Source organism: Segeticoccus sp., from assembly GCF_035708005.1.
In genome coordinates, this window is the sequence record NZ_DASSTI010000074.1 from 107,329 (window position 1) to 119,760 (window position 12,432).

Genomic DNA, 12,432 nt, shown 5'->3' on the forward strand with positions numbered 1-12,432 from the left:
GAGGGTGCGTGGATCGGCAGGGCGTGGCCAGCGAGCTGTACGGGCTTGCGCCCAGCGAGTTCACCGCCGCGCGGAACGCCCGCGCGAAGGAGCTGCGGGCCGACGGGGACCGTGAGCTCGCCGCCTGGGTCCAGAAGCTGCCCAAGCCGTCGACCGCGGCGTGGGTGGTCAACCTGCTGGTGCGGCGCCAGGCCGCGCAGATCGACCAGCTGCTGGACCTCGGCGCCCAGCTGCGCGAGGCGCAGGCCGACCTGCAGGGTGAGGAACTGCGCCGGCTCGATCGGGAACGACGCAAGGTCACGGCCGCGGTCACGACGCAAGGGCGCCGGCTCGCGCACGAGCTCGGCGCGAAGGTGAGTCAGGCGGTCGCCGACCAGGTCCAGGAGACGCTGCACGCCGCGATGAGCAGCGAATCCGCGGCCGAGGCGGTCCGCAGCGGCACGCTGACCGATGCCCTCTCCGCCACCGGCTGGGGCGAGGTCGACGTCACCGCGTCGGTGGTGCTGACCACGCCGCTCGGTGAGGCGGCGGCCGGGGCGTCCGAACGCGTCGAGGAGCCGATCTCCCTCGACGACCGGCGTCAGGAGCGCGCCGAGCGCCGGCGCCGCGAGGAGGAGCGCCGGGAGGCAGAACGGCTTGAAGCGGAGCGCCGACGCCAGGTCGCCGGGGCCCAGCGTGAACTCGACGAGGCAGAGCAGGCCTTCGCCCACGCGACGGCCGAGCGCGACGAGGCGGGACACGAGCTGGACCAGACCCGCGAGCGCCGCGCCGAACTGGAGGAGCAGCTGCAGTCACTGCGCGCGCAGCTCGAGCAGGTGCAGGACGAGCTCGGCACCGCAACGGACAGCGCACGCGAGCTCGAACGTCGCCACGGCAGCGCAGCGCGCGCAGCCCAGCGCGCCGAGGCCGACGTGGAGCGCGCCCGTCGGCGTCTGGAGGAGCTGCAGTGACCGCGCACCGAGCAACCGCCCCTACCGAGCGGCGGGCACTCGGCATACTGCGGGTGAAACCCTGCACGCAGCAACGGGAGTCAGCGCACCTGGGTCTGCACGAACGGAGGCTTCTGCACGGTCGCTGCGACGTCGCGGCCGCGCACGTCGATCACCACCTCGTCCCCTTCTGAGGTGTCGGCGTCCAGCAGCGCCAACGCGATCCCCTGCTTCAACGTGGGTGAGAACGTGCCCGAGGTGACGAAGCCGGTCCGCGTCCCGTCGGAGCGACGGACCTCGCAGTCGGGCCGCGGGATCCCGCGCCCGGTGACGAGCAGCCCCCACGACTTGCGCTTCGCACCCTCGGCCCGCTGCGCCACGAGGGCGTCCCGGCCCCAGAACTCATCCTTCTTCCAGCCGACGGCCCAGCTGACCTTTGCCTCGACCGGCGTGATGTCGCGGCTCAGCTCGTGTCCGTGCAGGGCGTAGCCCATCTCGGTACGCAGCGTGTCGCGGGAGCCGAGACCGCAGGGCAGCCCGTCGAACTTCCCGGCCGCCTCCATCAGCGCGTCCCACACGGCTCCGGTGCTGTCCCACGGCACGACGAGCTCGTAGCCGTGCTCGCCCGTGTAGCCGGTGCGGCACACCGTGAACGGGCTCCCCTGCCACTCGGCGTCGACGAAGCTCATGTAGCCGTGGTCGGTCGGCAGTCCCATCGCCTGCAGCACCTCGGTGCTCTTCGGTCCCTGCACGGCGATGATCCCGAAGTCCTGGTGCTGGTTTTCGACGGTGATGCCCTCCGGTGCCGCGTCGGCCAGCATCTGAACGACCTCGGCGGTGTTGGCCGCGTTGGGCATCAGGAAGACGTCGTCGTCGGAGCGGAGGTACTGGATCAGGTCGTCCACGACGCCCCCGGTGTCGGTGCAGCAGAGGGTGTACTGCGCCTTGCCCGGCTCGATCTTGCGCAGGTCGTTGGCCAGGCACCGGTTCACGAAGTCAGCGGCACCGGGGCCGCTGACGCGGGCCTTGCCGAGGTGGCTGACGTCGAACAGGCCGACCCGCTCGCGCACCGCGGTGTGCTCTCGCACCACCCCGCCCCCGGGATACTCGATCGGCATCTCCCAGCCGCTGAAGTCGGCCATCTTGGCGCCGAGGGCGACGTGCCGGTCGTGCAACGGTGAGGTCAGCAACTGCGGGTCAGTCATGACGTGAAGGCTAGCGGTCCTCGTTATCCTCGGCGTGGCTGCCGCGACCGCGCACACCACCGTGGCCGCGGCGACTCGACCCGAGCGACCCCTCGTGCAAAGGACCCACTGTGCCCGCTCAGACCACCACCGTGAAGCTCACCGACCAGTCGCCGGCCGACGTCAAGGCCGACGCCCTGGTCCTCGCCACCGTCAGCACCGCCAACGGCGCCGCGCTCGCCGGCCCGAACCTGGGCCGCAAGAGCGCGGGCCACGTCGCGACGATGATCGAGGCGCTGGGGGTCAAGGGCCGGGCCGGTGAGGTGGTCGTCCTGGGCCCCGTCCCCGGCGTCACCGCGCCGGTCGTGGTGCTCGCCGGGCTCGGTGAGGTCGTCGGCGAGAAGGCCACGGCGACCTCCGCGGCAGGCAAGCGGGCGCACCGGTCCGGGCTGTCGGCATACACCCCGGAGAGCGTGCGGCGCGGCTTCGGTATGGCGATCCGTCGCGTTGGCGCCAAGGCGAGCGTGGCCGTCGCCGCCCCTGTCGAGGACGCCGAGCTGGTGGGCGCGGTCGCGGAGGGCGCGGCGTTCGCGGCGTACGACTACGCCAAGCAGACCGGGAAGGAGAAGGGCGACCGGAGCCGCACCGGAACGGTCCTGGTCGTGACCCCGCTGGGCAAGGACAAGCGGGTCAAGGCGGCCGTCACCCGCACCAACGTGCTGGCGGCGAACCTTGACTACGCCCGCGACCTGGTCAACACGCCCCCGAACCAGCTCTACCCCGAGACCTTCGCCGACTCGGTGCGCAAGCGCGCGGCCGGGACCAAGGTCAAGGTCGACGTCATGGACGAGAAGGCCCTCGCCAAGGCCGGCTGCGGCGGCATCCTCGGTGTCGGCCAGGGCTCGGCCCGACCGCCGCGCATCGTCACGATGACCTACAAGCCGGCCAAGGCGAAGACGACGCTGGCCTACATCGGCAAGGGCATCACGTTCGACTCCGGCGGCCTGTGCCTCAAGCCGGGTGGGTCCATGGTGACGATGAAGTGCGACATGGCAGGAGCCGCCGCGGTCGCCGCGGCCGTGCTCACCATCGCCGAGCTGGGCCTGCCCATCGCCGTCACCGGCTACCTGTGCCTGGCCGAGAACATGACCGGCTCCAGCGCCCAGCGGCCCGGCGACGTGGTGACCATGCACGACGGGCGCACGGTCGAGATCATCAACACCGACGCGGAGGGCCGCCTCGTCATGGGTGACGGGCTCGCCCTCGCCGCGGACACCCGGCCGGACGCCATCGTGGACATCGCCACCCTGACCGGCGCCGCGGTCCGTGCGCTCGGCAACCGCACCGCGGCCCTGATCGGCAACGACGACGACTTCGAGGCCGACGTCAAGCGGGCTGCCGACGCCGCGGGCGAGAGCTTCTGGCAGATCCCGATCACCGAGGAGACCCGCGCCGGCATGGACTCCCACGTCGCCGACATCAAGCACACCGGTGACGCGGTCGGCGGGATGATGGTCGCCGCGGCGTTCCTGCGCGAGTTCATCCCGGACGGTGACGGTCAGGAGGGCGCCACCCCGTGGGCCCACCTCGACATCGCCGGGCCGGCGTTCAACGAGAAGGACGCCTTCGGCTACACCCCCCGCGGGGGCACCGGCTTCGGCACGGGCACCCTCGTGCGGCTGGCCGAGGAGCGCGCCGGCCACTGAGACGAGCGCTGAGACGAGCGCTGAGACGAGCGCTGAGACGAGCGCTGAGACGAGCGCTGCGCCCGGCCGCCCAGACGAGGAAGGCGCGGACCCCATCCCCGGGGTCCGCGCCTTCGGTCTCGGGCGAGGCGTCGTCAGCCGCTCTTGCGGCGGAACATCTGCTGCGTCCCGCTGGTCTCCGCGCGGTGGGCGCTGTGGACCTTGCTGCGCTCCCCCTCCTCGGACACGTCCCGGCCTGCATGGGCCTGCTTGCGCTCCAGCGCCTCGCGGAACTTGCGCTTGGTCTCGTCGGACGGTCCCTTGCTGCCACCGGATGTCATGCGCGCCTCCTTCGTCGGTGCGGCACCACCCTCGCACCGACCGGGGCCGGGGTCCACCGATATTCGTGGTGGGTCCGGCTCAGCCGGCCGTCCCGTCGGTGCGGTCCTGGTGTCGCTGCCGCGAGTTCCACTCCCGCATCCGGCCCGGGTAGCCGGTCTGGTTCACGTCATAGACCGGTATGCCGAGCAGCTGGCCGAGCTGGAAACCCGCCTGCCGTGAGGGCACCGCGCGCCGCGTCCACTCCCCGTCGTGGGCGATGAGCACGATGGTGGACGCGGTCACGTTGGTGGCCGGCTCGACATACGCCTCCACTCCCCTACGGGTCGCGACGAAGCGCTCGCAGTGGGCGCGCACCGCCGTCGTGTCCACCCCGTTCACGACGCGGTGCCGCACCGCCCCACCCGAGCTGCTCCGCCCTCCGCGGAGCCGGTTCAACCACCCCATGCCCTCGGACTCTATCCAGCACGACTGGGCGATCGCTGTCACCGCCACGGTGTCGGCGGGCCGAGCATCCCGATGCCGGTGCGCGACTGGGGTCGACATGGCCGGTGACCTGCTTGCGCCCGCGCGTCGCATCAGTGACAAGATGCACTACGACGTCGCGGCACCGATGCTGCCACCGGTTGCCGCGGCAGGAACGGTCCGCGACACACGGCTACGAAGGCAGGAGCAACCGCGATGTCGGCTCAAGCCGAGGAACAGTTCGACCTCGTCGTTCTGGGTGGCGGCAGTGGGGGCTACGCCTGCGCCCTGCGCGCGGCCGAGCTGGGTCAGTCCGTGGCGCTCGTCGAGAAGGACAAGCTCGGCGGCACCTGCCTGCACAGGGGCTGCATCCCCACGAAGGCGCTCCTGCACGCCGCCGAGATCGCCGACAGTGCCCGGGAGGGCGAGCGGTTCGGCGTGAAGACGACGTTCGAGTCGGTCGACATGGCGGGAGTGCACAAGTACAAGGACGGCGTGGTTGCCCGGCTGCACAAGGGGCTGCAGGGGCTGGTCACGTCGCGCAAGGTCACCTACGTCGAGGGCGAGGGCCGACTGGTCGCCCCGCACACGGTTGCCGTCGGGGACCGTCGCCTCACCGGCCGCAACGTGGTCCTGGCCACCGGCTCCTACGCCAAGACGCTGCCGGGGCTCGAGCTGGGCGGGCGGGTCGTCACGAGCGACCAGGCGCTGTTCCTCGCCGACGTGCCACCACGCGTCGTCGTGCTCGGCGGCGGGGTCATCGGGGTGGAGTTCGCGTCGGTCTTCCGCTCCTTCGGGGCCGAGGTCACCGTCGTCGAGGCGCTCCCGCGCCTGGTGGCGGGCGAGGACGAGGCCGTCTCCAAGCAGCTCGAGCGCGCCTTCAAGAAGCGCGGCATCAGGGCCCGCACGGGCGTGTCCTACTCCGGGGCGAGCCAGGACGGTGACGTGGTCACCGTGACGCTGGAGTCCGGGGACACCCTCGAGGCCGACCTCCTGCTCGTCGCCGTCGGTCGCGGCCCCCGGACCGAGGGTCTCGGCTACGAGGAGCAGGGCATCGCGATGGACCGGGGGTTCGTCCTCGCCGATGACCACCTGCGCACCAACGTCGAGGGCGTCTACGCCGTCGGCGACATCGTCCCCGGACTGCAGCTCGCGCACCGCGGGTTCGCCCAGGGCATCTTCGTGGCCGAGGAGATCGCCGGGCTCAGCCCGGCGGTCATCAAGGAGAGCGGCATCCCCCGCGTCACGTACTGCGATCCCGAGATCGCCAGCGTGGGGCTCACCGAGGCCCAGGCCAAGGAGGCGCACGGCGAGGTCGAGACCTATGAGTACAACCTCGGCGGCAACGGCCGCTCCCAGATCCTGCAGACCCAGGGGTTCGTCAAGGTGGTCCGGGTCAAGGACGGCCCGGTCGTCGGGGTGCACATGATCGGCGCCCGCATGGGCGAGCAGGTCGGCGAGGCCCAGGTCATCGTCGGCTGGGAGGCCCTGCCCGACGACGTGGCGCCCTTGGTCCACGCCCACCCGACCCAGAACGAGGCGCTGGGTGAGGCCCATCTCGCCCTCGCCGGCAAACCCCTGCACGCCCACTCCTAGCCATCCCATCCCGTCCCCACCCTGCAAAGCGAGGAGACCTCCACACCATGTCTGAACGCGTGACCATGCCGGCTCTCGGTGAGTCGGTCACCGAAGGCACCGTGACCCGCTGGCTCAAGAGCGTCGGCGACCAGGTCGAGGTCGACGAGCCCCTGCTCGAGGTGTCGACCGACAAGGTCGACACCGAGATCCCGTCCCCGGTCGCCGGCACGTTGCAGGAGGTACTGGTCCAGGAGGACGAGACCGTCGAGGTCGGGGCCGACCTTGCGGTGATCGGGGAGGGCGCGCCCTCCGGAGAGGGCGACCAGTCCCAGGGCTCCGGTCAGCAGCAGGCCGCCGAGCCGGCGCAGGAGGAGCAGTCCCAGCCGGCCGCCCAGGACGAGTCGTCCTCCGGCCAGGCGCAGGCCCAGCAGGCACAGGCCCAGCCCGCCCAGGGCGGTGGCCAGCCGTCGGCCGGCTCCGGCGGGTCCGGTGGAGACGGCGGTGGCGAGAAGGTGACCATGCCGGCCCTCGGCGAGTCGGTCACCGAAGGCACGGTCACCCGCTGGCTCAAGAGCGAGGGCGACCAGGTCGAGGTCGACGAGCCCCTGCTCGAGGTCTCCACTGACAAGGTCGACACCGAGATCCCCTCCCCGGTCGCGGGCACGCTGACCAAGATCCTCGTGGGAGAGGACGAGACGGTCGAGGTGGGCGCCGACCTCGCGATCGTCGGCGGGTCCGGCGGTGGCCAGGCCGGTGGCGGCGAGCAGGCCGGTCGCCAGGCTGGTGACGGCCAGGAGGCCGGTGGCGGCGAGCAGGCCGGTGGCCAGGCAGGTGACGGCCAGAAGGCCGGGCTGGCCCAGGAGGCACAGCAGCAGGAGCAGGCCGAACAGCAGTCCCAGCAGGCCGCCTCCCCCACGCAGGCCGCGCCGCAGCCGAGCCAGGCTCAGCAGTCGCAGCAGGCGGCTCCCCAGCCCCAGCAGCCGCAGCCGCAGCCGAAGGCGGAGGGCGACGGCGGCCGGGAGCCGACCGGCTACGTCACCCCGCTGGTGCGCAAGCTCGCCGCGGAGAACGACATCGACCTGGCCTCCATCACGGGCACCGGGGTCGGTGGCCGCATCCGCAAGAAGGACATCCTCGACGCGGCGCAGGCGCGTCAGCAGCCGGCCGAACCGGCGCCCTCCGCGCAGCAGCAGGCTCAGCCTGCCGCTGGCGGGGGCCGTTCGGCGGAGGCGGTGGCCGCCATCGCGGCCAAGCGCGGCACCACCGAGAAGATGAGCCGGCTGCGCAAGGTGATCGCCCAGCGGATGGTCGAGTCGCTGCAGGTGTCGGCCCAGTTGACGACGGTGGTCGAGGTCGACGTCACCAAGATCGCCCGGCTGCGGGACCGCACGAAGCGGGAGTTCGAGGCCCGGGAGGGCGTGAAGCTCAGCTTCCTGCCGTTCTTCGCCCTGGCGACCGTCGAGGCGCTCAAGGAGCACCCGAATGTCAACGCCAGTGTCGAGGGCGACAACATCGTCTACCACGCCCAGGAGAACCTCGGCATGGCCGTGGACACCGACCGCGGCCTGCTGGTCCCGGTCATCAAGGACGCTGGCGAGCTGAACATCGCCGGGCTGGCCAAGAAGATCGCCGACCTCGCCGAGCGGACGCGCACCAACAAGGTGTCCCCCGACGAGCTCGGTGGAGGGACGTTCACGCTCACCAACACCGGTAGCCGTGGTGCGCTGTTCGACACCCCGATCATCAACCAGCCGCAGGTCGGCATCCTCGGGACCGGTGCGGTCGTCAAGCGCCCGGTCGTGGTCACCGACCCCGACGGCGGCGAGACCTTGGCCATCCGGTCGATGGCCTACCTCGCGCTGTCCTATGACCACCGGATCGTCGACGGCGCCGACGCGGCTCGCTTCCTCAACACGGTGAAGCAGCGCCTCGAGGACGGCCAGTTCGAGGTCTGACCGCGAGGGGACCGACCCTCAGGCGGCCGGCTGCCAATCGACCAGCCGCCATCCCTGCCCCGGCCCGAGCCAGCGCAGGCGGAACACCACCGCCTCGTCGGCTCGGGCCGTCGCACGTCCCGTGCCGTCCTCGCCCACCAGCCGGTAGGCCGAGCGCTCCACCCGCGACCGCACTCTCACCTCGCGCGCGCCGTCACCGCCCAGCACCCGAGCCGAGCGCACCGTGAAGTGCAGGCCCTCGTAGCGCACCCGCATCCGCGCCGCCTGCTGCAGGTCCGTGCGGTCCCTCGAGAACGCGACGGACCCGGCCGCCACCGCCCGGCTCAACAGCGGGACGGAGCCGCCTCGCCAGGCCCGGGCACGCGCGTCGACGAGCTGCTGGAGCACCTGCACGGGTGACCGGCGCACCGCCTCCTGCGAACGCAGACCCGCTGCCGCCGGTGTGGGTGACCGCGTCGGACGGGCCGACCCGTCCCCACGCGACGGCTCCGACGCCGGCGGGGTCGACCGGGCGGACGAGGACCGCGCCGGTGCGGCGTGCGAGGCTCGCGAACGCTGCGGCGCTCGCACCGACGGCACCTCGGCGTGGGCGGCCCGGCCCTGACCCGCTCCCGGGTGCAGGCGGTCGTAGGCGACCCGGGCACCGGCCCCGAGCCCGCCACAGACCACGGCCACGGCCACGACCGCCGCCGCCAGCTGCGCCGGACGGGTCCGCCACCACGGCGACCGGACCCGGGAGCAGCGCGGGGACTCTTCCGCCGCTCGCCGCCGGAGGCGGTGGGTCAGTCCCGCCGCGGGGTCGGCGCCGACCGCCAGCGTAACCGGCTCGGCAGCAGCGGCCTCGAACAGTTCACGCGCCGCCTCCCCGGCGGACGGCCGGTCCGCCGCCCGGCTGCTCAAGCAGGCGTTCACGGCCGCGGCCAGCCGCGGCGGGAGGCAGGGCGCCAGCTCCCCGAGCGGCCGGCGCAGCGGAGCCGGCTCGGGCGGCGAACCGGTCAGGCAGCACCACGCCACGGCGCCCAGGCCGTAGACGTCGGCCGCCGGCTGCGGCCGCTGCCCGTCCAACACCTCCGGCGCCGTGAAGCCGCCGGTGCCCCACACCTCGGGGCGCGCGTCCCCCGCGATCCGCGACACCCCGAGGTCGCCGAGCAGCGGCTTGCCGTCGGCCTCGAAAAGCACGTTCCCGGCGGACACGTCACCGTGCACGACCCCGCGCGCGTGCAGGTCGCCCAGCGTCCGCGCCAGCGGCGAGAGGACGGTGACGACCTCGCCCGGCGTGAGGTGACCCCGTCCGGAGATCACGGCCGCGAGGGTGCCACCCTCGGCCAGGTCGGTGACCAGGGCGAGGCGGCCATCCTCAAGGTGGCGGGTCTCGAGCAGGCGGACCACGTGCTCGTGGGCGACCCGCTCGAGCAGCGCCGCCTCCCGCAGGGCGGCCTCGAGCCCGTGCACCGGGTCGACCACCTTCACCGCGACGCGGTGTCCATCGCCCGCCACGGCCTCCCACACCTGGCCCGACCCGCCCCGGCCGAGGCAGCGGCCGGTGACGTAGCCGGGAAGCTGCGGGGTCGGCATACCGTGTGCTGGGCTGTCCACCCGCTCGACGATGTCAGGTTCGGCGCGCCGACGTCGTCCGTCATCCACAGGCCGGCTCTGGTGCGCCGTACCCTCTAGTCTCCGGGCATGCCGACCGATACCCCGACGATCTTGGCCACCTCCGGTGGCTACCGCCAGCACCCGCGACTGCAGGTGGCCTTCAACGACCTCGTGCACCACGCCGTCGCGTTGTCCGGCGCCGCCGGCCGGCGGCCCCGGGTCTGCCATCTGGGCACCGCCGGTGGGGACCAGCGGTGGTGGGGCGACGCAATGACCGAGGCGGGCCGGCAGGCCGGCTTCGACCTGACCAACCTGACCCTGTTCCCCATGCCCAACGTCGAGGACCTCGAGGCTCACCTCATGGGCCAGGACGTCGTGTGGGTGAACGGCGGGTCCGTCGCCAACCTGCTGGCCGTGTGGCGGGTGCACGGCCTGGACGAGATCTTCCGGCGGCTCTGGCAGGCCGGCGTCGTCCTGGCCGGAGTGTCCGCCGGGTCAATCTGCTGGTTCACCGGCGGCACCACCGACTCCTTCGGTCCGGAGCTGCAACCGGTGACCAACGGCCTCGGGCTGCTGCCCTACGGCAACGGCGTGCACTACGACAACGAGGAGCGGCGCCGGCCCCTGGTGCACCGACTCGTCGCCGACGGCACGCTGCCCGACACGTGGTGCACCGAGGACGGCGTCGGGTTGGTGTTCCGCGGCACCGAGATGGTCGAGGCGGTCACCGAACAGGACGGCAAGCGGGCGTACCTGGTGACCCGGGACGGGGACCGGGCCCACGAGGAGCCGGTGCCCACCCGCCGCCTGTGACGCGTCACAGCGGGCGGTAGCGGTGTTCCGGTCGGCCGGCGGAGCCGTACCGGAGCTGACGCTTCACCTGGCCGTCTTCTTCCAGGTGGTTCAGGTAGCGCTGCGCGGTCGCCCGGCTGATGCCGATCACCTCGGCCACCTCCGCGGCCGACATGTCGGAGGCCCGCTTGCGCACCGTGCTGAGGACGAGCTCGAGCGTGGGGGTCGAGTTCCTCCGCTCGGGCGGGGCCGGTTGCCGGAGCGTGGCGTACAGCCGGTCGACATCGGCCTGCTCGGCCTCGGTGGGCAGCTCGGCCATGCTCTGGCGCAATCGCCGGTAGCTCGTGAGCCGTTCCGCCAGGGCCTTGAACCCGAAGGGTTTGACCAGGTAGTGCACCGCGCCCAGCTGCATGGCGGTCCGCACGGAGGCGAGCTCTCGGGCCGCGGAGATCACGATGACGTCGGGTGGCTCCGGCTCCAGACGAAGGGAACGGACCACGTCCAGACCACTTCCGTCGGGGAGGTAGATGTCCATGAGCACCAGGTCGAGGCGCAACTGCCGCGTCAGCGTCAACGCCTCCGCCGCGGTGTGGGCCGTCCCCACCACGGTGTAACCGGCCACGCGGGCGACGAGCGCCGACTGGACAGCCGCGACGCGGTAGTCGTCATCGACGACGAGGACGCGGATGGGGGCAGGCTCGGTCACGGCTGCCCCACCTCGGCTCCGACGGGCGCCGGATGCCGTGGCAGCCGCACCGTGAACTCTGCGCCCGGCCCCTCCGAGACCGTCACCGACCCGTGCAGCCGTATGACGAGTCGGTGCACCAGGGCGAGCCCCAGGCCCCCGCGCGTGGCCGTGGGCCGTTCCTTGGTCGTGAACCCGTCCCGGAAGATCAGCTCGGCGGCTCCGGGCGGCACGCCGGGTCCGTTGTCCGCCACCGTGACCGTCACGAAGTCGTCCTCCTCGAGGATCCCGAGGACGACGCTTCGCGGCGGTGCAGTATCGGACAGCGCGTCGAAGGCATTGTCGATCAGGTTGCCGATGATGCTCGTCAGGGCCTGCGCCTTGTCCGGGGCGTCGCTCAGCCAGGTCTCCGGGGCGATCGTGAGCTCGATCCCGCGCTCGCTGGCCTCGGCGGCCTTGCCCAGCAGCAGCCCGACGACCTGCGGCGCGGCGACGCGGGTCCGCAGCGTGTTGTCGAACTCCGCCGCCGTGCCGCGGACCTCGAGGATGTAGCACAGCGCCTCGTCGGTGAGCCCGAGCTCCAACAGTCCCGCCACGGCCTGCATCCGGTTGGCGAACTCATGCTGTTGGGCGCGCAGCGACTCGGTCAGGCTGCGCTCGCCGTCGAGCTCGCGGAGCAGTCCAGCGGCCTCGGTCCGGTCCCGCAGCGTGACGACGGCACCGTGCGGTCGTCCCGCGATGGTCACGGGCATCCGGTTGATGACGAGGCAGAAGTCGTCGGTGAGGACGGTGGCGTCCGGGGCCGCCTCCTCCCCGGCCAGGACGGCACGCAGCCGGCCGTGCGGCAACACCTCGTCCAGGGAACGGCCGACGACGCCCATGTGCAGCCCGAGCAGCCGCTGTGCCTCGTCGTTGACCACGCTGATGAGCCCGTCGGCGTCGAAGGCGATGACGCCCTCGCGGATGCCGTGCAGCATCGCCTCGCGTTCCGCGAGCAGCGCGGAGATGTCGGCGAAGGCGACGCCGTGCGTGCGGCGGCGCAGCCGGCGGGAGAGGCCGACGGCCGCCACGATGCCGACGGCGAGCGCCGCCCCCGCGTAGCACAGGAGGTCGGGAAGGGCCGCGAGGAGCCGCCGGTGGACGCTGTCGTACGCGATGCCGACGGAGACCGCGCCGATGATCCTCCCGTGCGCGTCGCGGAGCGGGATCTTGGCGCGGGCCGAC

General features: G+C 72.6%; 11 protein-coding genes. 5 read left to right on the forward strand and 6 right to left on the reverse strand.

Features of this window, described 5'->3' with window-relative positions; genetic code table 11:
• Window positions 1–8 precede the first annotated feature (8 nt).
• Window positions 9–950: a hypothetical protein gene (locus VFL99_RS08565; protein WP_325105923.1), complete on the forward strand. Its 942-nt coding sequence runs from the start codon at window positions 9–11 to the stop codon at window positions 948–950.
• Window positions 951–1,030: 80 nt separating this feature from the next.
• Here the strand turns inward: VFL99_RS08565 and gcvT are convergent, their stop codons facing one another.
• Complete coding sequence (gene gcvT / locus VFL99_RS08570; RefSeq protein WP_325105924.1) at window positions 1,031–2,134, reverse strand: glycine cleavage system aminomethyltransferase GcvT; 1,104 nt, start codon at window positions 2,132–2,134, stop codon at window positions 1,031–1,033.
• A gap of 110 nt (window positions 2,135–2,244) precedes the next feature.
• On the opposite strand from gcvT, the gene VFL99_RS08575 reads away from it, so the two are divergent.
• A complete protein-coding gene (locus VFL99_RS08575; RefSeq protein WP_325105925.1) occupies window positions 2,245–3,819 on the forward strand; it encodes a leucyl aminopeptidase in 1,575 nt (524 codons plus the stop codon).
• Window positions 3,820–3,953: 134 nt separating this feature from the next.
• Here the strand turns inward: VFL99_RS08575 and VFL99_RS08580 are convergent, their stop codons facing one another.
• Window positions 3,954–4,139, reverse strand: coding sequence for a DUF5302 domain-containing protein (locus VFL99_RS08580; RefSeq protein WP_325105926.1), 186 nt, complete (start codon window positions 4,137–4,139; stop codon window positions 3,954–3,956).
• A gap of 79 nt (window positions 4,140–4,218) precedes the next feature.
• Window positions 4,219–4,584, reverse strand: a complete 366-nt coding sequence (locus VFL99_RS08585; protein ID WP_325105927.1) for a hypothetical protein — start codon at window positions 4,582–4,584, stop codon at window positions 4,219–4,221.
• Window positions 4,585–4,818: 234 nt separating this feature from the next.
• Here VFL99_RS08585 and lpdA point away from each other — a divergent pair, with 234 nt between their 5' ends.
• Both lpdA and sucB read left to right on the forward strand, forming a co-directional pair.
• A complete protein-coding gene (gene lpdA / locus VFL99_RS08590; protein WP_325105928.1) occupies window positions 4,819–6,198 on the forward strand; it encodes a dihydrolipoyl dehydrogenase in 1,380 nt (459 codons plus the stop codon).
• 47 nt (window positions 6,199–6,245) lie between these two features.
• The gene (gene sucB / locus VFL99_RS08595) at window positions 6,246–8,135 is read left to right on the forward strand and encodes a 2-oxoglutarate dehydrogenase, E2 component, dihydrolipoamide succinyltransferase (protein ID WP_325105929.1); all 1,890 of its coding nucleotides are present in this window, start codon (window positions 6,246–6,248) and stop codon (window positions 8,133–8,135) included.
• An 18-nt stretch (window positions 8,136–8,153) separates the two neighbouring features.
• Here the strand turns inward: sucB and VFL99_RS08600 are convergent, their stop codons facing one another.
• Window positions 8,154–9,731, reverse strand: a complete 1,578-nt coding sequence (locus VFL99_RS08600) for a serine/threonine protein kinase (RefSeq protein WP_325105930.1) — start codon at window positions 9,729–9,731, stop codon at window positions 8,154–8,156.
• An 87-nt stretch (window positions 9,732–9,818) separates the two neighbouring features.
• Between VFL99_RS08600 and VFL99_RS08605 the strand changes: the two genes are divergently transcribed.
• Window positions 9,819–10,544 carry a Type 1 glutamine amidotransferase-like domain-containing protein gene (locus VFL99_RS08605; protein WP_325105931.1) on the forward strand — a complete coding sequence of 242 codons (726 nt, stop codon included), beginning with the start codon at window positions 9,819–9,821 and terminating at the stop codon, window positions 10,542–10,544.
• A gap of 4 nt (window positions 10,545–10,548) precedes the next feature.
• On the opposite strand, the gene VFL99_RS08610 is transcribed toward VFL99_RS08605, so the two are convergent.
• Together VFL99_RS08610 and VFL99_RS08615 are read right to left on the reverse strand one after the other, a co-directional pair.
• Window positions 10,549–11,229 (reverse strand): response regulator, encoded by a 681-nt coding sequence (locus tag VFL99_RS08610; protein WP_325105932.1) that lies wholly within the window; start codon window positions 11,227–11,229, stop codon window positions 10,549–10,551.
• Window positions 11,226–12,432: sensor histidine kinase (locus VFL99_RS08615; protein ID WP_325105933.1), on the reverse strand; the 1,207-nt coding region annotated here is incomplete at its 5' end. The genes VFL99_RS08610 and VFL99_RS08615, both read right to left, overlap by 4 nt.

What these genes read in the sequence shown, in the direction of transcription:
- gcvT (WP_325105924.1), bottom strand. Translation starts at nt 2,134, where the DNA reads ATGACTGACCCGCAGTTGCTGACCTCACCGTTGCACGACCGGCACGTC.
- VFL99_RS08580 (WP_325105926.1), bottom strand. Translation starts at nt 4,139, where the DNA reads ATGACATCCGGTGGCAGCAAGGGACCGTCCGACGAGACCAAGCGCAAG.
- VFL99_RS08585 (WP_325105927.1), bottom strand. Translation starts at nt 4,584, where the DNA reads ATGGGGTGGTTGAACCGGCTCCGCGGAGGGCGGAGCAGCTCGGGTGGG.
- lpdA (WP_325105928.1), top strand. Translation starts at nt 4,819, where the DNA reads ATGTCGGCTCAAGCCGAGGAACAGTTCGACCTCGTCGTTCTGGGTGGC.
- sucB (WP_325105929.1), top strand. Translation starts at nt 6,246, where the DNA reads ATGTCTGAACGCGTGACCATGCCGGCTCTCGGTGAGTCGGTCACCGAA.
- VFL99_RS08605 (WP_325105931.1), top strand. Translation starts at nt 9,819, where the DNA reads ATGCCGACCGATACCCCGACGATCTTGGCCACCTCCGGTGGCTACCGC.